18 protein-coding genes are annotated in these 22933 nt (G+C 61.7%); 10 read left to right on the top strand and 8 right to left on the bottom strand.

Going from position 1 to position 22933, the window contains the following annotated elements; translation table 11 throughout:
* The first annotated feature begins 147 nt into the window (after positions 1-147).
* Genes hpnA through HYPGJ_RS11175 form a run of 7 tightly spaced genes read left to right on the top strand, consistent with a single transcriptional unit; the run spans position 148 to position 8008 of the window.
* Positions 148-1158 carry a hopanoid-associated sugar epimerase gene (hpnA, locus tag HYPGJ_RS11205; protein WP_046847245.1) on the top strand — a complete coding sequence of 337 codons (1011 nt, stop codon included), beginning with the start codon at positions 148-150 and terminating at the stop codon, positions 1156-1158.
* The gene (locus HYPGJ_RS11200; protein ID WP_052750883.1) at positions 1155-2321 is read left to right on the top strand and encodes a glycosyltransferase; all 1167 of its coding nucleotides are present in this window, start codon (positions 1155-1157) and stop codon (positions 2319-2321) included. The genes hpnA and HYPGJ_RS11200 overlap by 4 nt, the downstream gene beginning before the upstream one ends.
* Complete coding sequence (gene hpnC, locus HYPGJ_RS11195) at positions 2318-3202, top strand: squalene synthase HpnC (protein WP_046847243.1); 885 nt, start codon at positions 2318-2320, stop codon at positions 3200-3202. Before HYPGJ_RS11200 ends, hpnC begins: the two co-directional genes overlap by 4 nt.
* Positions 3199-4041 carry a presqualene diphosphate synthase HpnD gene (hpnD, locus tag HYPGJ_RS11190; protein WP_046847242.1) on the top strand — a complete coding sequence of 281 codons (843 nt, stop codon included), beginning with the start codon at positions 3199-3201 and terminating at the stop codon, positions 4039-4041. The genes hpnC and hpnD overlap by 4 nt, the downstream gene beginning before the upstream one ends.
* Entirely contained in the window at positions 4041-5294 is a 1254-nt protein-coding gene (hpnE, locus tag HYPGJ_RS11185; RefSeq protein ID WP_046847241.1) for a hydroxysqualene dehydroxylase HpnE, read from the top strand. The genes hpnD and hpnE overlap by 1 nt, the downstream gene beginning before the upstream one ends.
* A gap of 29 nt (positions 5295-5323) precedes the next feature.
* The gene (gene shc / locus HYPGJ_RS11180; RefSeq protein ID WP_046847240.1) at positions 5324-7321 is read left to right on the top strand and encodes a squalene--hopene cyclase; all 1998 of its coding nucleotides are present in this window, start codon (positions 5324-5326) and stop codon (positions 7319-7321) included.
* A gap of 3 nt (positions 7322-7324) precedes the next feature.
* Complete coding sequence (locus tag HYPGJ_RS11175; protein WP_046847239.1) at positions 7325-8008, top strand: phosphorylase; 684 nt, start codon at positions 7325-7327, stop codon at positions 8006-8008.
* Here the strand turns inward: HYPGJ_RS11175 and hpnH are convergent.
* Positions 7952-9100: an adenosyl-hopene transferase HpnH gene (gene hpnH / locus HYPGJ_RS11170; RefSeq protein WP_013214519.1), complete on the bottom strand. Its 1149-nt coding sequence runs from the start codon at positions 9098-9100 to the stop codon at positions 7952-7954. The two genes, HYPGJ_RS11175 and hpnH, sit on opposite strands and share 57 nt — an antisense overlap.
* Positions 9101-9141: 41 nt before the next feature.
* A complete protein-coding gene (gene ispH, locus HYPGJ_RS11165) occupies positions 9142-10071 on the bottom strand; it encodes a 4-hydroxy-3-methylbut-2-enyl diphosphate reductase (protein WP_046847238.1) in 930 nt (309 codons plus the stop codon).
* 329 nt (positions 10072-10400) lie between these two features.
* Here ispH and HYPGJ_RS11160 point away from each other — a divergent pair, with 329 nt between their 5' ends.
* Positions 10401-13028, top strand: a complete 2628-nt coding sequence (locus tag HYPGJ_RS11160) for an MMPL family transporter (RefSeq protein ID WP_046847237.1) — start codon at positions 10401-10403, stop codon at positions 13026-13028.
* Positions 13029-13044: 16 nt separating this feature from the next.
* Here the strand turns inward: HYPGJ_RS11160 and hpnJ are convergent, their stop codons facing one another.
* A complete protein-coding gene (gene hpnJ / locus HYPGJ_RS11155; RefSeq protein WP_013214522.1) occupies positions 13045-14463 on the bottom strand; it encodes a hopanoid biosynthesis associated radical SAM protein HpnJ in 1419 nt (472 codons plus the stop codon).
* A gap of 11 nt (positions 14464-14474) precedes the next feature.
* Entirely contained in the window at positions 14475-15608 is a 1134-nt protein-coding gene (gene hpnI, locus HYPGJ_RS11150) for a bacteriohopanetetrol glucosamine biosynthesis glycosyltransferase HpnI (protein ID WP_046847236.1), read from the bottom strand.
* A 134-nt stretch (positions 15609-15742) separates the two neighbouring features.
* On the opposite strand from hpnI (HYPGJ_RS11150), the gene HYPGJ_RS11145 reads away from it, so the two are divergent.
* Positions 15743-16708, top strand: coding sequence for a VacJ family lipoprotein (locus HYPGJ_RS11145; RefSeq protein ID WP_046847235.1), 966 nt, complete (start codon positions 15743-15745; stop codon positions 16706-16708).
* Positions 16709-16916: 208 nt separating this feature from the next.
* Here the strand turns inward: HYPGJ_RS11145 and HYPGJ_RS11140 are convergent, their stop codons facing one another.
* Positions 16917-17546 carry an ABC transporter substrate-binding protein gene (locus HYPGJ_RS11140; RefSeq protein ID WP_046847234.1) on the bottom strand — a complete coding sequence of 210 codons (630 nt, stop codon included), beginning with the start codon at positions 17544-17546 and terminating at the stop codon, positions 16917-16919.
* Positions 17547-17783: 237 nt separating this feature from the next.
* On the opposite strand from HYPGJ_RS11140, the gene dxs reads away from it, so the two are divergent.
* Entirely contained in the window at positions 17784-19730 is a 1947-nt protein-coding gene (dxs, locus tag HYPGJ_RS11135) for a 1-deoxy-D-xylulose-5-phosphate synthase (protein WP_046847233.1), read from the top strand.
* Here dxs and HYPGJ_RS11130 read toward each other — a convergent pair.
* From HYPGJ_RS11130 to hpnK, 3 genes are all read right to left on the bottom strand, one after another.
* Positions 19727-20761 (bottom strand): lysylphosphatidylglycerol synthase domain-containing protein, encoded by a 1035-nt coding sequence (locus tag HYPGJ_RS11130; protein WP_046847232.1) that lies wholly within the window; start codon positions 20759-20761, stop codon positions 19727-19729. The genes dxs and HYPGJ_RS11130 overlap by 4 nt on opposite strands.
* Positions 20754-21959 (bottom strand): bacteriohopanetetrol glucosamine biosynthesis glycosyltransferase HpnI, encoded by a 1206-nt coding sequence (gene hpnI / locus HYPGJ_RS11125; protein WP_046847231.1) that lies wholly within the window; start codon positions 21957-21959, stop codon positions 20754-20756. Before hpnI (HYPGJ_RS11125) ends, HYPGJ_RS11130 begins: the two co-directional genes overlap by 8 nt.
* 99 nt (positions 21960-22058) lie before the next feature.
* A complete protein-coding gene (hpnK, locus tag HYPGJ_RS11120) occupies positions 22059-22922 on the bottom strand; it encodes a hopanoid biosynthesis-associated protein HpnK (RefSeq protein ID WP_046847230.1) in 864 nt (287 codons plus the stop codon).
* Between the last annotated feature and the right edge of the window lie 11 nt (positions 22923-22933).

Raw genomic sequence — 22933 nt, 5'->3', positions numbered from 1 at the left:
GAGAACATTCAGGTGGCGTCGCGATAATGCCGCCTGTCGATCGTCAGCAAGGCTTGTGGGGGGAGTCTTGCGTCTTGGAATGTTATCGTTCCGTACAGAGAATAGTCGGGTCGATTACCGAGCGCCTGCGAGCGGGAGGCTGATCGCTTGTCCGACAAGTCTGACAAGGGCATCGCATTTCTGACGGGGGCTTCGGGCTTCGTCGGCTCGGCGGTTGCGCGCCTTCTGCTCGACCAGGGATTTGCGGTCCGTGCGCTCGTCAGACGCAGCAGCAATCCCGCAAATCTTAGCGGCCTTGGACTCGATGTGGTCGAGGGCGACATTCGCGATGCCGATCTCGTCCAGCAGTCGATGCGCGACGTGCGCTATGTTTTTCACGTCGCGGCCGATTACCGGCTCTGGGCTCCTGATCCAAATGAAATCATCCGCACCAACGTCGATGGCACCCGTGCGGTGATGGAGGCGGCGCTCGCAAACAGTGTCGAGCGCATCGTTTATACGTCGAGCGTCGCGACGCTAAGGCCGTCCGGTGACGGCACGCCGGTTGACGAGCAATCGCCTTTGACTGAAGCAGAAGCCATCGGCGCTTACAAGAAAAGCAAGGTTCTGGCCGAGCGTCTTGTCGAGCGCTACGTCGCAAAGTCCAAGCTGCCGGCGGTGATCGTCAATCCATCGACGCCGATTGGTCCGCGCGATGTGCGGCCGACGCCGACAGGGCGCATCGTGATCGAGGCGGCCTGCGGCCGCATGCCTGCGTATGTCGACACGGGACTCAATCTCGTGCACGTCGATGATGTTGCAGCGGGACATCTCGCGGCGCTGACCCAGGGCCGGATCGGCGAACGCTATATTCTGGGCGGCGATGACATGACGCTCGGGCAAATGCTGGCGGAGATTTCGCGGCTCGCCGGACGCCGAGCGCCGACAACACGATTGCCGCGTCAGCTCGTGTATCCGATTGCGTATGGCGCCGAAGCTGCCGCGCGGATCACGGGGCGCGAACCTTTCGCTACCGTCGACGGCATTCGGATGGCAAAGTACAAGATGTATTTTTCATCCGCCAAGGCGAAGCGCGAGCTTTCCTACCGCTCGCGACCGGCACAAGAGGCTCTGGCTGATGCTTACGATTGGTTTCGCGCGGCGGGATACTTGAAATGAGCGCGATCGAAATCATTGCGGTCGCAGGGCTTCTGGCGTGGCTCTATCTCGTTCTGCTACATGGCGGCTTCTGGCGGACGCGCGAGCGCGAAGAAGTGCACGACTTTCGAGATAGTCCGCCGAACTTCGATTGGCCGTCCATTGTCGCCATCATTCCGGCGCGGAACGAAGCCGACGTGCTGCCGCGTTCGTTGGCGTCGCTCGCCGCGCAGAATTATCCCGGCGAGTTTTCGATCGTGCTTGTCGACGATCAGAGCAGTGACGGAACGTCGGATGTGGCGCAGCGCATCGCGAACGAAGCGGGCCGCAAGATCACCGTCGTCAGTGGAGCAGCGCTGCCTTCCGGATGGACGGGCAAAGTCTGGGCGATGCATCAGGGCATCGCGGTCGCGAGCGATCAGGCCGACGCGCCGCAGTACTTCCTGCTGACCGATGCCGACATCGGCTACGAGCCGGATGTTCTGACCTCGCTCGTGCAGCGGGCATCAGGCGAGAACCGCGTTCTGACATCGGTGATGGCCAAGCTCAACTGCGAGAGCTTCGCGGAGAAGGCACTGGTCCCGGCCTTCGTCTTTTTCTTCAAGATGCTCTATCCGTTCGCGTGGGCCAATCGCGCCATCGCGAGGACTGCCGCGGCCGCCGGTGGGTGCATGCTCGTCGAGCGTCTGGCGCTCGAGCGGGCCGGAGGGATCGCGGCGATCCGTGGTGCTCTGATCGACGATTGTACGCTCGCCAAGAACATGAAGGTGCAGGGACCGATCTGGCTTGGAATGTCGGAGCGTGTCGTCAGTCTCCGGTCGTATCCTATGGTTGACGATATTCGCCGCATGGTTGCGCGTTCGGCATATGCGCAGCTTCATTATTCGCCGTTGCTGCTCCTCGGCACCGTCGCCGGGCTGAGCGTTATCTATTTGGCGCCACCAGCCATTTTTCTCGCGGGGAGTTATCCTGCGTGGCTTTTGGCCGGGATTACGTACCTGCTCATGGCGGTTTCGTTTCAGCCAACGTTGCGGTTTTACCACCGTTCCCCACTTTGGGGCTTCGGCTTGCCTCTTATTGCAGCCGCCTATTTAGTCTTTACGCTAGATTCAGCCTACCAGCACAGCGCTGGGCGAGGCGGGCTCTGGAAAGGGCGCGTTCAGGCGCAAGCAGGAAAGCAATGACGGTCGACGCGAAATACAAATCCGGCAAGTCCGAGCACGACGAGAATTTTCCCGTCGCGTCGCGGATCATTGCGTCGCGTTACCGTGCGCCGATCCTCGCGTTCTATCGCTTCGCGCGCGCCGCGGACGATGCCGCCGATCATGCGAGTCTCGATCCGGCGGAGAAGCTCAGAATTCTTTCTGCGCTTGAAGATACGTTGCTCGGCCGCTCCGACGCTGCGGCCGATGCTCTGCCATTGCGTGGTGAGTTACAAAAGCGCGGTCTCAGTCCGCAGCATGCTCTCGATCTTCTCAAGGCGTTTCGCCAGGACGTTACCAAAAACCGGTACGCCGATTGGGCGGAACTGATCGACTATTGCCGGTATTCGGCGATGCCGGTCGGACGTTTCGTTCTCGACGTGCACGGTGAATCGAAATCGACGTGGATTGCGTCGGACGCGCTGTGCGCGGTGCTGCAGATCATCAATCACGTCCAGGACTGCGGCAAAGATTTTCGCAATATCGATCGCGTGTATGTTCCGCTCGATGAGCTGGCGCGGCACGGAGCCGACGTTTCCGATCTCGCGCGGCCGCATTCTTCGCCGCAGTTGCTGGCCTGTCTTCGCGCCATCGTCGCGCGGACGAAAGAGCTGTTGCCGGAAGCCTCGCAATTGCCGCCCGGCGTGTCGGACTTGCGGCTGAGCGTCGAAACGTCGGTTATCGTCGCTCTTGCGCGTGAGCTTCTCAACTTGTTGAGCACGCGTGACCCGCTGTCCGACCGGGTCCATTTCTCGAAAGGACGCGCGGCCTTGATCGCGGGGCGGGCCACGGCTTCGACGCTCGTTGCGCGCGCCACGGGAAGACGCGCGATCTATCAAGCCGTCAGGGATGATGCCGCATGACGTCGCAAGCTCAGACATTGGCGCATGATGAAGCGCCCGCGGCATCGCGCAGCTCGTTCTACGCGGCGATGCGCATGCTGCCGCAAGAGCAGCGTGATGCGATGTATCACGTCTATGCCTTCTGCCGGGCCGTCGATGACGTGGCGGACAACGGCGGCGCGCGCGAGCCGCGGCTGGCGGAACTCGCACGCTATCGCGCCGATCTCGATGAATTCTATGCGACTGGTCGCACGACGCTCAGAACGAGCTATCTTGCGAATGCCATCACCAAGTTCGGATTGAAGAAGGACGATTTCATCGCCGTCGTGGACGGCATGGAAATGGACATCGTCCGCGATATCCATGCTCCCGACTGGGCGACGCTCGACCTTTATTGCGACCGTGCCGCGTCAGCCGTCGGACGGCTGTCGGTTCCCATTTTCGGAATCGAGGGCGAACTTGGCGTCGATCTCGCGCATCATCTCGGCCGCGCCTTGCAGCTGACGAATATCCTGCGCGACATCGACGAAGACGCGACGCTCGGCCGTCTCTATCTTCCGAAAGAGGCGTTGATCGAGGGCGGCATCACCGAGACCGACATCGACGCGATTCTCGTGCATCCGGCACTTGACCGCGTCTGCCGCGGGATTGCACAGAAAACGCGGAACTACTATCGGCGCTCGGAAGCTCTGATGGCGCGATGTCCGCGCCGTTCGGCGCGCTCGCCGCGCATGATGGCGACGGTCTATCGCGGCATTCTCGAGAAGCTTATCACGCGCGGATGGCACGCGCCGCGCGCCGATGTCCGCCGTTCGAAGCGTTACGTCATCTGGGCCGTGCTTCGCGACGGCATTTTCTAATGTCGTCGGGTACGATGCACATCGTCGGGGCCGGTCTTGCCGGGCTCTCGGCGGGGGTTGAGCTGACGCGACGTGGCAAGCGGGTTGTCGTGCACGAGCTGGCGCGGCATGCGGGCGGACGCTGCCGGTCGTTTTTCGAGCCGGCGCTGGGTCTCACGATCGACAACGGCAATCATCTCGTTCTGTCTGGAAACGCGAACGCGCTTGCCTTCCTCGATGTGATCGGCGGTCGCGATGTGCTGGAGATCGCGGATCACGCCGCGTTCACCTTTCACGACGCACAGTCCGGCGAACGCTGGGCGTTGCGGCCGAATGACGGGCCAGTGCCGTGGTGGGTTTTCTCGAAGGGGCGACGCGTGCCGGGAACGCACGCAGGCGATTACTTACGTCTCGGAAATCTTTTGCGCGCAGGTCCGTCCGATACGGTCACGCAGACGATCGACGGCAGCAGTGAGGTCTATCGCAAGCTGCTCTATCCGGTGCTGCTTGCGGCGCTGAATTGCGATCCGAAGGAAGGATCGGCGCGGCTCGCCGGTGCGGTCGTTCGCGAAACCTTGGCGAAGGGCGGGCGTGCGTGCCGGCCGGTGTTCGCGCCGAAAGGTCTTGGACCAGCGCTGGTTGATCCGGCCGTCGCATTCATCCGCGAGAACGGCGGCGAGATTCGCTTCGATGAGGCCGTGCGGGCGTTCGAGTTCGGCGAGGATCGCGTTAATGCGATCCAATTTGCAGACACGACTTTGAGCCTTGCTCCGGACGATCAAGTCATTGTCGCCGTGCCGGGGTGGGTGGCGCGAACGCTTGTTCCGGGCCTCACGGTGCCGACGGATTATCGCGCGATCTTCAACTTGCATTTCAAGATCGCGCCGCCCGCCGGGTTGCCGAAAATCATTGGGGTCGTCAACGGCACGACGGAGTGGCTGTTCGCGTTCGACGATCGCCTGTCGGTGACGGTCAGCGCGGCCGACCGTTTCAATGAGACGGAGCGCGAACCGCTGGCGCGACAGATATGGTCGGAAGTCGCGAAAATCGCCGGGCTCAACGCGCCGTTGCCGCCGTGGCAAATCGTCAAGGAACGGCGCGCAACTTTCGCCGCAACGCCGGAGCAGGATGCGCTCAGACCTGTGACCGAAACGCGATGGTCGAACATGCTGCTCGCCGGTGATTGGACGGCGACCGGACTGCCGGCGACGATCGAAGGCGCGATCCGATCCGGCGCAAAGGCTGCCAAACTGGCGATGGCCAGAGGTTTCTGATAGGACGCAAGGCTTCTGGGAGAGCCTCCATGACGACGAACGCGGCTGCAACTTCTGCACGCTCCAGGGAGGATGCGATCAGGCAAGTTTCGGGTCAGCAACTCGAGACGGCGATCGCGTCGGCGCGCAATTCGCTGCTCGCGCTTCAGCGGCCGGATGGTCATTTCGTTTTCGAGCTCGAAGCGGATGCGACGATCCCCGCCGAATACGTGCTGATGCGCCATTACCTCGCCGAGCCCGTTGACGCGGTGCTGGAAGGGAAGATCGCGCGTTATCTGCGGCGCATTCAGTCGGACGACGGCGGCTGGCCGCTGTTTCGTGACGGCGCGTCGAACATCAGCGCGTCGGTCAAGGCTTACTATGCGCTGAAGATGATCGGCGATGCGCCCGATGCTCCGCATATGCAGAAGGCGCGGGCGTGGATTCTGGCGCAGGGCGGCGCGTCGCACAGCAATGTTTTCACGCGCAATCTGCTGGCGCTGTTCGGCGCCATTCCTTGGTCTGGCGTGCCGGTGATGCCAGTCGAGATCATGCTCCTGCCGAAGTGGTTTCCGTTCCACATCGACAAGATTTCCTATTGGGCGCGGACGGTTCTCATTCCGCTGACGGTGCTCAACGCGTTGAAGCCGGTGGCGCGGAATCCGAAAGGCGTCGGCATTGCCGAATTGTTCGTCACGCCGCCGGATCAGGTTCGCAACTGGCCGAAGGGTCCGCATCAGAAATTTCCGTGGTCGCAGGTTTTCGGCGGCATCGACCGGGTGCTCAGGTTGTTCGAGCCGGCGTTTCCGAAATCGTTGCGTAAAAAATCCATCGATAAAGCCGTGGCGTTCGCGACCGAGCGATTGAATGGTGAAGACGGGCTCGGTGGAATTTTTCCGGCGATGGTCAATGCATTGCTGGTTTATGACGCGCTCGGATATTCGCACGATCATCCGGATTACGTGACGGCGCGCGGATCGATCGAGAAACTTCTCGTGATCAAGGATGACGAAGCGTATTGCCAGCCATGCCTGTCGCCGGTTTGGGATACGGCGCTCGCGGCGCACGCGCTGATGGAATCGGGTGTTGCGCAGGCTGACGAAGATGTTGATCGCGCGCTTGCGTGGCTGAAGCCGCTTCAGGTTCTGGATACGGTCGGGGACTGGGCGGCATCGCGGCCGGACGTGCGCCCGGGCGGATGGGCGTTTCAGTACGCCAACGCCTATTATCCGGATGTCGACGATACGGCCGTCGTCGTGATGGCGATGGATCGCGCAGCGGGAGGCGATGCTGCGAAGCGTGATCACTATCGCGAGTCCATGGCGCGCGGGCGCGAGTGGGTCGTGGGCGTGCAGAGCAAGAACGGCGGCTGGGGTGCGTTCGACGCCGACAACACGTACGAATATCTCAACCAGATTCCGTTTTCGGATCACGGGGCGCTGCTCGACCCGCCGACGGCCGACGTTTCGGCGCGGTGCGTCTCGATGCTGGCGCAGCTCGGCGAACGTCGCGAAACAAGCCCGGTGCTCGACAAGGCGTTGCGCTATCTCGAAAGCACGCAGGAGAAAGACGGAAGCTGGTACGGCCGCTGGGGCATGAATTACGTCTACGGCACGTGGTCGGTGCTCTGCGCGCTGAACGCGGCCGGTGTTGAACCGTCCGCGCCGTCGATGCGTAAGGCGGCCGATTGGCTTTTGTCGATTCAGAACCCAGACGGCGGTTGGGGCGAGGACGGTGAGAGCTACAGTCTCGATTACAAGGGCTATGAGGCTGCGCCGAGCACGGCATCGCAGACCGCCTGGGCGCTGATGGGTTTGATGGCGGCGGGTGAAGTCGATCATCCGGCGGTTCAGCGTGGCGTCGCGTATCTCGCGGCGAAGCAGGGCAGCGATGGTTTCTGGGGTGAAGAGCGATTCACCGCGACAGGTTTTCCGCGCGTTTTCTATCTGCGCTATCACGGCTATTCGAAGTTCTTTCCGCTGTGGGCGCTGGCGCGCTACCGCAATCTTAAAGCAGCGAATTCCAAATCCGTTCTCGTCGGGATGTGAGCCGTGCAAGCTCCGGGCTTCGTCGTCGCTGCGACCGGCCTTCGGGCAGAAGCGCGTATTGCAGAGCGCACGCCGTGCGTGAAAGCGATCGCGGGCGGCGGCGATGAAACGCGGCTTGCTGCGCTGATCGAGCGTGCGATCGAGGACGGTGCGCGCGGTCTCATCAGCTTCGGCATTGCGGGCGCGTTGCAGCCGCGGCTTGAGCCAGGCGCATGCATAGTCGGGAGCTCGGTACTGTTCGATGGGAACCGGTTTGCGACAGATGATGCATGGACCGCGCATTTGCTTGCTGCGCTGTCGGACGCGCGGTGCGAAGCGGTTTTAGGATCTGCGCGTGCTGTTGGTGATGCCGCTGCAAAAGCCGAACTTCATCGTGCGACCGGTGCGGCGATCGTAGATATGGAGAGTCACGTCGTGGCGCGGATCGCCGTAGCGCGAGGATTGCCGTTCACGGTGTTGCGCGTCGTTGCCGATAGCGCTGACCAATCGCTACCGCCTGCGGCGGTCAACGGCATGAAGCCGGACGGAACGCCAGATATTGCCGGAGTTCTGAAGTCGCTGGCGTCGCAGCCGGGACAGCTTCCGGACCTGATGCGGACGGCTTTCGCCGCCCGCCGCGCGATGGCCGGTTTACTCCGCTGCCACCGGCTTCTTGGCCCGGGCCTCGGCTTCGTCGATCTCGGCTAGCTTCGTCTCGACGTGGCGCGAGAACACGAATTCGGCGGGACGCTGATTGTGCAGTGGAATGTCCGGCGCCATTGGGCCATCGGTCTTGACGCCCATCAGCGTGACGGCGGCGATCTTCCACGGACGCTTGACGGCATCGACGACGGCTGTCGCTTCAAAGCCGGAATGCACCATGCAGTCGGCGCACTTCTCGTAATTGCCGGTGCCGTACTTGTCCCAATCGGTGCCTTCCATCAGCTCCTTGAAGGTTTTGGCGTAGCCTTCGCCGAGGAGGTAGCAGGGACGCTGCCAGCCGAAGACGGTGCGCGTAGGGTTGCCCCACGGCGTGCACTGATACGTCTGATTGCCAGCAAGGAAGTCGAGGAACAGAGCCGACTGGAAGAACGGCCACGCCTTACCTCCGCGACCGCGTTTCAGAATGTCGCGGAAGATCTGCTTCGTCTTGGTGCGGTTCAGGAAGTGCTGCTGATCCGGCGCGCGCTCGTAAGCGTAGCCGGGCGAGATCGTGATGCCGCCGATGCCGAGCGCCTTCACGTCATCGAGGAACTTCGCGACGCGTTCTGGCTGGGCGTCGCTGAAAAGCGTGCAGTTGATGTTGACGCGGAAGCCTTTGTCCTTGGCGACCTTGATGGCTTCGACGGCGCGATCGTAAACGCCCTGTTTGCACACCGACTTGTCGTGCATCTCCTTGTCGCCGTCGAGATGGATCGACCAGTTGAAGCGCTTGTGCGGCTTATAGAGATCGATCTTCTTTTCGAGCAGCAGCGCGTTGGTGCAAACGGTGACGAACTTGCCCTTGGCGAGCGCGCCCTCGACGATCTCGGGAAGCTCTTTGTGAAGCAGAGGTTCGCCGCCGGCCATGACGACGACGGGCGCTCCGCATTCGTCCATCGAATGCAAAGCGTCAGCGACCGAGATCCGCTGGTTCAGGATCTTGTCGGGATAATCGATCTTGCCGCAGCCCGCGCATGCGAGGTTGCAGCGAAACAGCGGTTCGAGCATCAGCACGAGTGGATACCGCTTGCGGCCCGTCAGGTGCTGCTTCAGCACGTAGGCACCAATCGACAGTGCCTGGTCTAATGGAATTCCCACCCCTCAAGGCTCCTTCTAGTGATGCCCACGACCTCGATCCCTCACGAGGCTTTGAGCAATTCAGGCGGCAAGCGGAATGTTATCTTTTCTTCGACGCCTTGCAGCGCCTTAATTTCGATCGGGCCGAGCTTAGCTAGCGCACCGATTACGTCATCGACAAGGACGTTCGGCGCAGATGCACCGGCAGTTATGCCGATGGTTTCCTTTCCGGCAAGCCATTCCGGATCGACCTGATGGCCATCTGCGACGAGATAACTCGGGATGCCGCACTCTTCCCCGATTTCCCGAAGCCGGTTGGAGTTCGAACTGTTCGGCGAGCCGACCACCAGCAGCACCTCGACGTGGCGGCAGAGGTCGCGGACGGCCGTCTGGCGGTTCTGGGTGGCATAGCAGATGTCGCGCGTTTCGGGACCGATGACGTCCGAAAAGCGGGCTTTGACGGCCTCGATCGTCTGACGGGTGTCGTCGACGCTGAGGGTCGTCTGCGTGATGTAGGCGATGGGCGTATCGTCGGGGAGGTCGAGGTTAAGGACGTCGTCTCGCGTTTCGACCAGATGGATCGGGCCGGTGATTCGGCCGAGCGTGCCTTCGACCTCGGGATGGCCCGCGTGGCCGATCAGAATGACGGTTCGGCCGAGGGACGAATAGCGCTGGCCCTGATTGTGAACCTTCGTCACCAGCGGGCACGTGGCGTCGATGACGTTCAAGTTGCGCGCGGCAGCATCGTTCTCGACGGCGCGCGAAACGCCGTGAGCGCTGAAAATCGCGATCGCATCGGATGGGATGTCGGAGAGGTTTTCGACGAATGTCGCGCCTTTAGCCTTCAGGCCGTCGACGACGTGCCGATTGTGAACGATCTCATGGCGCACGTAGACCGGCGCGTCGCCGGTGGCGAGCGCCCGCTCCACGATTTCGATGGCCCGAACGACGCCCGCGCAAAAACTGCGCGGCTGCGCCAGGATGATTTTCATGCAGAATTCCCCGTTCTGCCGATGTGCAATCGCGATCGCATTATCCGGTTCGCCGCATTTTCCGGAACGCGTTCGTGCACCGCACTTACTGAAGTCGCATTGCAGCAGACTTTACGCCCGAAATATTTGAATATGGACTCACGGGCATGTTACGTCGCGAAGGGGCCGACTCTGGTGTCTTAAAAGCAACATGACCGTCGGCTTGGGTGCGAAGGCAGGACGCATCTGATAAGCAACGATTTCATCCACTAAGAATTCTGACGAGACGTACCGGGGATGGGCAATCACCTTATTCGAGAAATGAGCAGACAGGGCGAGTCTGCGCCGGCATGATTGAACGTACGGTTGCGAGGATCGTCGCCGCCGCGCTGCGTTTGCCGTGGCTGACTGTTCTGCTCGCGATTGCGCTTACTGCCGGTGCGGTCCAATACATCAGCACGCATTTCGCCATTACGACGGATACGAGCCAGCTCATTTCGTCGGATCTCGACTGGCGGCAGCGCGAACAGCAGTTCGACGCAGCATTTCCTCAGCACAGCGATACGATCGAAGTCGTTATCGATGGGACGACGCCGGAAGTCGCCGAGGCGGCGGCGCGCAAGCTGAACATTGCGCTATCTGCGAAAGTGCCGAAGCCGATCGAAGCAGTGCGGCGGCGCGAGGGCGGCGCATTTTTCGAAAAGAACGGCTTGCTTTATCTGTCGCTCGACGAGGTCAAGCAAACCACGGAAAATCTGATCAAGGCGCAGCCCGTGCTTGGGACGATGGCGGCCGATCCGACGCTCAACGGCTTGGCGAAAGCGCTGTCACTCGTGCCGCAAGGCGTTGAAGCGGAGCGCGCGACGTGGGCCGATTATGACAAACCGCTGAAGGTTCTTTCTGGCGCGATCGATGATGTGTTGGCAGGACGGCCATCGTCTTTTTCGTGGGATGAATTGCTCACGAATACAAAGCCCGCGCCTGCCGACCTGCGCCGTTTTCTCGAAGTGAAGCCGGTGCTCGACTTCGGCGATTTGCAGCCTGGCGCGGAGGCGTCCGACCTCATTCGCGAGACGGCGCGACAACTCGATCTGACGCCCGAGCATGGCGTGCGCGTGCGTCTCACGGGCTCGGTGCCGATGGCTGACGAGGAATTCGGCACCGTCGCCGAAGGCCTTGCGTTGAACACGTTGCTGACGATCGCGGCAGTTCTCGTCATTCTTTGGCTGGCGTTGAAGTCCGGGCGGATCATTTTCGCGGTGATCGTGTCGCTGTTCGTGGGCTTGGCGCTGACGGCGGCGGTGGGGCTCGCGATGGTCGGCGCGCTGAACCTCATTTCGGTGGCGTTCGCGGTGCTGTTCGTCGGCATCGGCGTCGATTTCGGGATTCAGTTTTCGGTTCGATACCGGCACGAGCGGCACAGTCTCGAGGCGTTGCGCGAGGCTTTAGTGGCGGCAGGACGCAACGCGGGCAAGCCGCTGGCGCTGGCTGCGGCTGCGACGATGGCGGGATTTTACGCGTTTTTGCCGACGGCCTATCGCGGCGTTTCGGAACTCGGTCTCATCGCCGGGACGGGCATGGTGATCGCGTTTCTGACGAGCATCACGCTTTTGCCGGCGCTGCTCGTGCTGCTCAATCCGCCGGGCGAGCCCGATGACGTCGGCTATCGCATGTTGGCGCCGGTGGATCGGTTTATGGCGCGGCATCGGATTGCGATTTTGGCGATCACGGCGATCGCGGTTGCCGCCGGGCTGCCATTGCTGCAGCGGCTGACCTTCGATTTCAATCCGATCAATCTCCGGAGCGACAAGGTCGAGTCGGTCGCGACGTTCAACGATCTGATGAAGGACCCGGCGACGGCGCCGAACACGATAGATATTCTCACGCCGTCACTTGCGGATGCGAAAGTGCTTGCTGAAAAAATCGAGCATTTGCCGGAAGTGTCGCGTGTCGTGACGCTTCAGAGCTTCGTGCCGGACCAACAGCCGGAAAAGCTCGCGGTCATTCAGGACGCCGCCGGACTGCTCGGGCCGTCGCTCGATGAGCCGGCGGCGCAGCCTCCTCCGACAGACGAGGCAACGAAGGCGACGCTGAGGGACGCGGCGACGGGCTTTGCCGATGCGGCGAAGAAGGCCGGGACGTCACTAATCGCGGCGCGCATGGCCGACGTGCTCGGACGGCTCGCCGACGCAACGCCTGAGCAGCGTGCCGCCGTGGATCGCGCGCTGATGGATGGTTTCAAGCTACGGCTTTCGCAAATCCGCACGGCGCTCGGCGCGGAGGCCGTTACGCTGCAATCTTTGCCTGAGGACATTGTGTCGGACTGGACCACGAAGGACGGCCGCGCGCGTATTCAGGTCGCGCCGACCGGCGATGGCAACGACAACGCAAATCTCAGGCGCTTTGCGACGGCTGTGCTCGCGGTTGCTCCGGAAGCGACTGGCGTTCCGATCCTCATTCAGGAATCGGCGAAGACCGTCGTCACAGCGTTCATTCAGGCTGGCGCATTAGCGCTGGTCTCGATCACGCTGATCCTGTACGTCGCGCTGCGCCGGGTGAGCGACGTTCTGATGACGCTCGTGCCATTGCTGCTAGCGGGCGTCGTGACGCTTGAACTCTGCGTGCTGCTCGGATTGCCGCTCAATTTCGCGAACATCATCGCGCTGCCGGTGCTGCTCGGTGTCGGCGTCGCGTTCAAGATTTATTACGTGCTCGCATGGCGCGACGGGGAGACGAGCTTGCTCGCCTCATCGCTGACGCGCGCCGTGCTGTTCAGCGCGATGACGACGGCGGTGGCGTTCGGAAGCCTGTTCTTTTCGAGCCATCCCGGAACGTCGAGCATGGGTGAACTGCTGGCGCTGTCGCTGTGCACGACGCTGGCGGCTGCGGTGCTGTTCCAGCCCATTCTGATGGGCCCGCCGCGGGATGCAAAAAAGCCGGATCCCGTCGATGGCGATCCGGCTTCTTCAACGGTTTGAGTTCTCGGACGGCGGCTCAGGCTTCTTCGCGATTGCGCAGAAACTGGAAGAACTCGACGCCTTCGCGCAGACGGCGTTTCATCATCTCGGGCGAGGTGATCATCTCGCCGACGATGGAGGCGATCTTCGACGGGCGGAAATAGAACTTCTTGTAGAAGTCCTCGACCGAGTCGAAGATTTCCGTGTGCCCGAGGTGCGGATAATTGAGCGGCGCGATCTGCCGGCCGTCGTCGGTCAGAAGTGCTGTTTCCTCAGCAAACCAGCCGTTTTCCTTTGCCTGATTGTAGAGGAACGTTCCCGGATAAGGCGCTGCGAGCGACACCTGGATGGTGTGCGGGTTCACTTCCTTGGCGAAGGCCAGCGTTTCCTGAATGGTTTCGCGCGTTTCGCCGGGCAGACCCAGAATGAAGGTGCCGTGGATGACGATGCCAAGTTCGCGGCAATCCTTTGAGAAGCGCTTCGCGACGTCGACGCGCAAGCCCTTCTTGATGTTGTGCAGGATCTGCTGATTGCCGGACTCGTACCCGACGAGCAGCAGCCGCAGGCCGTTGTCCTTCAGGACTTCCAGCGTCGCGCGCGGAACGTTGGCCTTGGCGTTGCACGACCAGACGACGCCAAGCTTGCCCAGTTCCTTGGCCAGCGCTTCGACGCGGGGCAGGTTGTCGGTCAGCGTATCGTCGTCGAAGAAGATCTCTTTGACCTGCGGAAATTCGCGCTGGACGTATTTCACTTCCTCGATGACGTGCTCGATCGAGCGGACGCGGTAGTTGTGTCCGCCGACCGTCTGCGGCCAGAGACAGAACGTGCAGCGCGATTTGCAGCCGCGGCCCGTATAGAACGAAATGTACGGGTGCTTGAGATAGCCGCCGAAGTATTTGTTGATGTCGAGGTCGCGCTTGTAGACCGGCGTCACGAACGGCAGCAGGTCCATGTTGTGAAGGACCTCGCGATCGTCGTTGCGAACGACGACGCCTTCCTTGTTGCGATAGGTGATGCCTTTCACGTTCGCCCAGTCGCGACCGTCGGCGATTTCCTTGATCGTGAAATCGAACTCGTTGCGCGCGACGAAATCGATGGCCGAGGTTTCCGAGAACGCCTTCTCGGGTTCGACCGCGACCTTGGCGCCGATGAAGCCGACTTTCGCGGTCGGGTTCACATCCTTGATCATCTCGGCCGTTTTGACGTCCTGACGGAACGACGGCGTCGAGGTGTGCAGGATGATCAGATCTTTGCTGCGAATGTCGCCTTCGATGTCCTTGAAGGAGAGATCATGCGGCGGCGCGTCGATCAGTTTGGAGCCTTCGACGAGCGCGGCCGGCTGCGCGAGCCATGTCGGATACCAGAACGAGCGCACCTCGCGCTTCATCTGGTAGCGCGCGCCGGCACCGCCGTCGTAGCCGTCGAAAGAGGGAGCCTGCAAAAAGAGCGTGCGCATATCGGCACCTTTCAAAGGGGCGTGACGGAACCGTCGGTTTCGACGCTGTAGCGGCGGCCCCGCCAACTGACGGAGCCAGGCACGAAACTCGCGACGAACACTGCAAAACTTACAAGATCCCGCAAGGGGCTGAGCAGGAGCGCGCTTTTGCCCCCGCCCGGTAATCGCTCAACTTGTATCGGAACGAAAAGGCGCGATGCAAGCGTTGCGGCAAGGATCATGAATGCTATGGCACTGAAGCCACTCAATGGCAGAGCCGCAAGCGCGAACGGTAATGGGTGCGTCACAATCGATCCGGCGTAGCCCATTGGATCGACGAGGCGAATCGTTCGCGCCCAGCGAAGCTCGTGGGAAATCATTTGCGAGAACGATGCGTCGGCGAAGGTATGTCCAAGCGTATTCGGTGGAATCGCGACCTTGAGACCAAGCCGTCGCACGGCCGCACCCATTTCATAATCGTCGGCGAGAGCATCGGCGAAGGCGTCAAAGCCGCCGATCCGCTGCAGTGTTTCGCGCCGTAGCGCGATCGTCGAACCGAAGCACGGCTGCGCGAGCCCAAAGTGCAATCCGACTACGACGCTCGGCAGGAAATGCTGATCGACCGCAGCGGCTGCGAGGCGAGACCAAATTCCTCCAACGGCGCGTCCGCGATAGAGGCAGGTCACGAGACCAACCTCGGGTTGCTGCAAGGCGGCGACGATCTCGGCCACGTAGTAGGGTTCGACCTTCATGTCGCTGTCGCTGAGGATTAGCACATCATGCGCCGCGTTCGGCATCATGTTGATGATGTTCGCGATTTTCGGGTTGCCCAAATTAGGCTTTGAGCCGACGGCAAGGCGAATGTCGCTATTCGGAAATTGCGCGCGCAAGTTTTGGACGAAGAGAATCGCGGGATCGCACGGGTCCTGGACACCGCACACCATCTGAATGTCCGCTGCGTATGCCTGGGCGCAAAACGAGTTCAGATTGGAATCGAGTTCGGGCTCTGATCCGTGCAGCGGTTTCAGGAGGGTGACGTCTTCCGCGTCCCTGAGAGCGGGCTTTTTGCCAGCTGCAAATCGGGCGACGAGCGTGGCCGCAAGCAGAGCATATGCGCTACCGATCACCGCAACGAGGGTGCAAACAAGCCACAGACCGGACGTCATTTCGACGCTACTTTCTGATTTATCAGCGGCATACTCCAACAGTCATAGCAGTTATAGGTAGCATCCGATTCAGAGCTGAGCTAAGCATCAAGGATGCCTGACGGGCGGGGGCCTGCAAGGGGGAAGTTCCAGACGTGACGTCAAGCGCCATCCATACTTGGGTCGGCTGCATGATTGTTGGCATAGCCTTGTCGGGCTGCGCCAGCACCGGCGCGTCCGTGTCCTCACCGACCTATCTCGCTTCGGCCGAAAAAGACGATGAGCCGAAGACGATCGCGGACCCGAACGAGAAGTTCAACCGCTCGGTCTTCGACAGCAATCAAGATTTCAATCACTCGGTCCTGTATCCGACGGCGAAGGCCTACAACGAAAACGTGCCGGAAGAGGTCCGCGATCGCATCGATGCGTTCACGACGAACCTCAACGAGCCGATGGTCTTCGCCAACAACGTGCTGCAGCTGCGGCCGGCGGCTGCGGCTACGACGCTCGGTCGGTTCGCGCTCAACTCGACACTCGGTCTCGGCGGCCTGTTCGACGTTGCTGCAACTCAGGGTATGAGCAAGCAATCCGGCGATTTCGGTCAGACGATGTACGTCTGGGGCTATCGCGAGAGCAGCTATCTTGTGCTGCCGATCATTGGGCCGACGAACGTGCGCGATGCGATCGGCACCGGTGTCGAATTTGCGGCGCAAATTCCGGCTGCGGCCTTGTTCCCGACGAAGGTTGCAACGCTTGCGAGCCGCGTCGATATGGCCGGAACCGTTGCGGGTCCGCTCGCGAACCTCAGCAAGGCTGAGGATATGCAGACGCTCGAGGACAGTTCGGTCGATTTCTATTCGATGCTGAGAAGCGTCACCGACCAGAAGCGCCAGGCTGAGCTGCAGGAGGCTCTGGATACGAGCGCGCTCACGAGCACGCCGCCGCCGCCCGATCCGAATGCCATCGAGCCTGTGATGACGCTGGTTTCGTCTCCGACGATGCTTCAGAGCCGTCAGATGACCGACGTTCCGAAGACAAGGTCGGCCAAGCCGCGCACCGTCGTGATTGTCGGAGCGCCGGCTGCGGAACCAGCCGCGGAAGATGGAACCGCCGTCCGCTGACGCGAACGCGCCTCGCACCAATTATTCGTGAAATAAGCCGAAGACGAGCGATTTAGCTCGCGACCTGTTCGCGGCTCGCGCTCGTGCGCGCATCAAATCAGGCGCGTGCGAGGCTGCGTGTCTGTGGGATGCCGCCACGAGGAAAGAGAGACGTCATGGCTGGCGCTACCAACTACAGCCATGACGTCCAAGCGAAATGCTTACTCAATCAGCCGCCCGATAAAAGCCTGTCGCCCTGTTTTCGCAGCGAGGCGATCAAGGCATCCGGTCCGCCGGCCTTCAATATAGATGTAAATTCGGCCCGGCGGCTTGCAAGCTCGCTGATGGTACCATCGAGGTAGACATCCACCACCCGCCACTCAGGCCCGGATTTCCGCATCAGATAGTTGATCGCGACCGGCTTGCCGTTGTTCTGGATGATCTGGGTCTTGACCATCTTATCGGTTGCCCGATCGGTGACCTCAGTAATCTTGAAGGTTTCGCCAGAAAAGCCGTCGAAACGCTTTGCGTATGTTGCAATCATCATACGTCCGAACGCATCCGTCAACGCGGCTTTCTGCGCAGGCTGCAGCGCTTCCCAATTCGCGCCCACAGCAGCACGGGTCATCGACCCAATGTCGTATGTTTTCGAGAGGACCGGCGAGAGCGCATTGTAGCGGCCCTGAACGCCCAAAGCCTGCGCCTGCTTCATGGTCGCGAGCAACTGCGCGTTCAGTCCGTTGATCGCATCCGGAGCTTCCGCGGCCCATGTCGGCGCGGCGGTGGAAGCGAATAATCCTGCGACCAGGAAGCCGCGCAAAATCATGCTTTTACAAATGGACAGTCTCGTCGGGAGCATTCCCCGTCTCCTTCGCATTGCATTTTCCACTAGAAAGGCCCTCGTGAAGCCACGCATCGCGTAATCGAGCAGAATGGCCTTATTTTGCACATTTTGTTACAGGTGTTTGCCAATTATGAGGCGCAGTTGCAACACCTCCCCGCAGAGTCCCGTGGGTGCGGCATCATTCGTTTTTTGAGCCGCTCTAAAGGTCCATAATTTGCGTGGCGAGGTTTTGAAGCATTGGGGGATGTGGGAATGGATGCAGTTGTAAGCCGGCCATCCAAAACGCCTCTTCTCGACAGGGTCAAGACTCCGGACGACCTGCGTAAGCTGGCGGAAGCGGATCTGGCTCAACTCGCGGCCGAACTGCGAACGGAAACGATCGACGCGGTGTCGGTGACCGGCGGGCATCTCGGCGCCGGACTTGGCGTCGTCGAACTGACCGTCGCTCTGCATTATCTTTTCGATACGCCGCGCGATAGGCTCATCTGGGATGTCAGCCATCAGACCTATCCGCATAAAATTCTGACCGGTCGCCGCGATCGCATTCGGACGTTGCGGCAGCCGAATGGCCTTTCCGGTTTCACGAAGCGCACGGAGAGCGAATTCGATCCGTTCGGCGCGGCGCATTCGTCGACGTCGATTTCGGCTGGGCTCGGCATGGCCGTCGCACGCGACATGAGTGGCGGCGATACGAACGTCGTCTGCGTGATTGGCGACGGCGCGATGAGCGCCGGCATGGCCTACGAAGCGCTGAACAACGCCGGTGCGCGCAACGAGCGGCTGATCGTCATTCTCAACGACAACGACATGTCGATCGCGCCGCCGACCGGCGCGCTTTCATCGTATCTCGCGCGGACGACGTCGAGTGCGTCCTACTTCGCGGTTCGCGATTTCGCCAAGCAGCTTGCGCAGCGGTTACCGAAGAGCTGGGAGCGGCGTGCGGCTCGCGTCGAGGAATACACGCGCAGTCTGTGGCAAGGCGGCGGAGCGTGGTTCGAAGAACTCGGATTCCATTATGTCGGGCCGATCGATGGGCACGACCTCGGGCAACTGGTGCCCGTGCTGAAGAACGTGCGCGATGCCAAGCAGGGTCCGATCCTCGTCCATGTCATGACGAAGAAGGGCAAGGGATACGCGCCCGCGGAAGCTTCACCCGACAAGTATCATGGTGTTGCGAAATTCAACGTCGTCACGGGCGTGCAGTCGAAGCCGCAAGCGGCGGCGCCGTCGTATACGCGCGTGTTTGCGGACAGCCTGATTGCCGAAGCTAAAAAAGATCCGAAGATCGTTGCGATCACGGCGGCGATGCCGGATGGCACGGGGCTCGATGTTTTCGGCCGCGAGTTTCCGGATCGCACGTTCGACGTCGGCATCGCCGAGCAGCATGCCGTGACATTCGCGGCTGGCCTCGCGACGGAAGGCATGAAGCCGTTCGCTGCGATCTATTCGACGTTCCTGCAGCGCGGTTACGATCAGGTCGTGCATGACGTCGCAATCCAGAGCCTGCCGGTTCGGTTCGCGATCGATCGCGCTGGGTTCGTCGGGGCTGACGGCGCGACCCACGCGGGGTCGTTCGATCTTGCCTATCTCGGGTGCCTGCCGAACTTCGTCATCATGGCAGCGGCAGACGAGGCCGAGCTCAAGCACATGGTCGCGACCGCGGCTTCGATCGACGATCGTCCGTCGGCGTTCCGGTATCCGCGCGGGGAAGGCACCGGCGTTCAGATGCCGGAAGTTGGCGAGGTTCTGCCGATCGGCAAGGGCCGCATTCTGCGCGAGGGTTCGACGGTTGCGTTGCTGTCGCTCGGCACGCGGCTCGGCGAGGCGCTGAAAGCTGCCGATCAGCTTGCGGCGCTCGGTCTTTCGACGACGGTGGCGGATGCGCGCTTCATGAAGCCGCTCGATACCGATCTCATCCGGCAGCTGGCACAGAATCACGAGGTTCTCGTCACCATCGAGGAAGGTTCGATCGGCGGCTTCGGCAGCCATGTGCTGCAGTATCTGTCCGACAACGGTCTGCTGGATCACGGCCTCAAGGTGCGCTCGAAGGTGATGCCCGATTGTTTCGTCGATCAGGATAAACCGGAAGTCATGTGCCAGAAGGCGGGGCTGTCGGCGTCCGGCATCGTCGAGACGGTTCGCAGCGCGTTGCAGCTCGACAAAGCAGCGAGCGCGCAGGAACACCGTATCCGCGGTTAGCGGCCTTCCACGTTGCGCGGCGATCTGAGCAGACGCCGCGCTTCGATCGCCTGCCAGACGAGAAGAACCGGCACGCCCGTCAACAGTTCGCGCGCCCGTTTCAGCAGCGACAAGCCGAGCGCGACTTCGGGCGTCAGGCCGAACAGCGCGCCGACCGCGATATAGCCGCCTTCCTGCACGCCTGCGGCCCAGGGCACGATGAATGCGATCGTGCGGAGCGCGAAGACGAGGCTTTCGATCACCAGGATTTCGCCGAAGCCGAGCGGGTGGCCCATGAACGTCAGAGCCACCCAGGCTTCCGCCGCGCCGACGATCCAGGCCACGAAATGCAGGATCGTCGAAACGATCGGGCGGCTCGGCTGCCTGTAGATGTCTTCCATGGCAGCGTGGATGTTCTGCGATTGATCGTCGGCGCTCCAAGGAGCCGTCAGGCCGAGCTTGTCGGGAAGCGACTGCAGGAACTGGAACAGGCCGCTGCGCTGGGCGGCGACGAAGCCTGCCATCGCGACAGCCGATATCGCGAGGCCGGCCAGAGCCCACCATGCGAGAGGTTCGCCTGGGCGGATCCAGGCGAGAAATCCGAGACCGAGCAACGTAAAAAACAGCTGGCTGACGATTTCCATCGTGACGTCGATGACGGTCGTCGCAATTGCGGCGCCCGACTTCATGCCCGAGACGGTCAGCTCACGCGCGGCGATGGCTTCGCCTGCGCCGGGGATGATTGCGAGGATGTTGGCGACGCTGTCGCGCAGAAGGCGTGCCCAATGAAACACGGCGACGGCATTCCCCGGCGGCGTGACCGCGAGAACCTGCCAGGCGAAGGCGCAGAGCGTGACAGAGGCGAGATAGAGCCCGGCCATCGCGGCGAGCCCCTGCCATCCGGCCGCGAGAAAAGCATCTCCGACTTCGGCAGTTCCGAAATAAACGACGAGGATGATCGCCAGCGCGATGCCGGCAAGAGCGCAGAGCGCGACGCCCGTTTTCACGCGGCCCGACCGTGCGGCGCGCTTTTGACCGGTCTCATCAGACATCGTGCGATGCTTTCGAGATGGAGGGGCCGGTTACGGCCGGGGCGTGTGCCGCAGTTTCGGCGGCCATCAGCTTGCGATAAGCGCGGATGCTGAAGGTTTCCTTGCCCCATTTGATGTTGTTTCCGAACATGCCTGCGACCCAGGCGAAAAAGCAGACGCATTCGCGCAGAGGCACGAGCCACGGCTCGGGTGGCGTGGCGATGCGGAGGTTCCGGCGCACGAGGTAATGCAGAATAATCCTGAGCGTGACATGCGCACCGATGATCGAAAGGCCGATGATGCTTGGTTGCGGCAGTAACAAGATCAGCAGCAGCGCGAGCGGCCACGTGACGACGGCCATGAACTGATCGAACGGACGGCAGGCGCGTTCCGAGCGGTGCCAGCGCACTTCGTGCTGAAACATGGATGCGAAATTCGGTTCCGCGACGACGGTATCGCAGGCATAGGGTGAGAGCACGACGCGCCAGCCGCGGCGCGCGACGAAGCGGCCCATCGAGAAATCCTCGGCGAGGCATCCGGCGAGCATGTCAAATCCGCCGATCGCGTCGAGCGCTTCGCGGCGCACGGCGCTCATGGCTCCGAAGACGAAGTCGATGCCGCGCAGATCAACGTCGACCGTGACGGAGGGCACGAACCAATCGTTCAGGTAAAGCGCACCGAAGCGCGAGGGCGTATTGTCGGCGGGCCAGCCCTTGTAGATCGAGGCGACGGCACCGACGGTTTTGTCGTCGAACGGCGCGGCCATCGCGGCGATGCAATCAGGATCGACGCGCACGTCGCTGTCTGCGAGGACGAAAAGGTCATACTTCGCCGTTCGTGCGATGTTGGCGAGGTTCGCCGCCTTGCGGTTCGGTCCGGCAAGCGTTTCATCGACGACGAGGCGGAGATCGAGGCCGGGGTTTTCTGCGATCAGCCGATTGACGACCTCGATCGCGGGATCGTCGGCCGTGTGCGCGCCGAAGATAACCTCGAACTTCGGATAATCCTGCAGACAGAACGAGCGCAGGCTTTCATAGAGTTGCGGGTTAGTGCCGTAGACCGGCTTCAAAACGGAAACCCCGGGGCGTGGTTCGGCGCCAAAAACCGCGCGCTCGCGGAAGCGCGATACGGCGCGCACCGCTAGGATCAGGTAGGCCAATCCGGCGACGCCGAGGGCAACGCCCGCGAACTGCCAGATAGAAAAGACGATGAACGGCATAACGGCTTCAGTCCGAGTTTTACGCCGCGACGCGCCGTCCGGCGGCAAGGGGCATAGCACGGCAGGCATGGCGTTTCGAGCGCTTCGGGCCGCCGCAGATCAAGCGCGGCGAACGGCCTCGCGGAACGGGACGAGCGTGATGCCGAGCGCGTTGGCCTTGCCTTTGACGTTGAGGCTCGTCAGGGCCGCGAATTCCTCCATCGGGCGGTAGTCGTCGGGCAGGTTGTCGACGCCCGGCCAACGGCGCGTGGCGGGATGAAAGTAGAACTCCGTCGTTCCGTTCGGGAGTTTGTCGAGAAACTGGAGAACGCGCGTTTCGGTCATCGCGCCGCTGTCGTTCAGACCGAAGACGCGATCGTTGACGCCGAGGCCTGCAGCGCGCACGCGTCGCCGCAGAAGCCGCGATTGCGCGTAGAAGAACACCCATCCGGACAAGCGGTCGCGAAAACGATCCGACGTTGCCGTGTAGGACGGAAACAGAGGCTCGACCGGAATGCGTACGGGCGGGTTGCCGAAATCCTTGGCGAGCCTGGCGATGATTTTCGAGATCGCCGGATGCATGTGGAAATGCTGGTGGCCGTTGATGTGGTCCATCGTGAGGCCGGTCTTGCGGAAGGCATCGAACTGCGCCGTGATCTCGGCTTCGGCTTGGCGGCGAAGATCTTTCGAGAAGAACAGCGCGGTTCCGAATTTGACAGGGTCTGTCGAAAAGCGTCCGTCCTGTCCGACGAGGCCCGGCACTTCGGTCGGCGGAAGAACGGGGCAGCTGTCGACGAGCGTGAGATGAATTCCGACGCCGAGATGCGGCAGCTTGCGCGCGCGTTCAACGGCGTCGTCGCGGGCCGGTGCTCCCATCATCAGACTGGCCGCTGTCAGGATGCCATGCTGATGCGCCAGATCGACGGCTTCATTGACCGGCAGCGAGAGGCCGAAGTCGTCGGCCGTCACAATGAGTTTCTTCAAAGCCGCTCCTC

It is taken from the genome of Hyphomicrobium sp. GJ21 (genome assembly GCF_001006785.1).
Taxonomy (GTDB): domain Bacteria; phylum Pseudomonadota; class Alphaproteobacteria; order Rhizobiales; family Hyphomicrobiaceae; genus Hyphomicrobium_B.
Note: the sequence above shows the minus strand (reverse complement) of the source record. Positions and strands in the feature narration are given on the sequence as shown.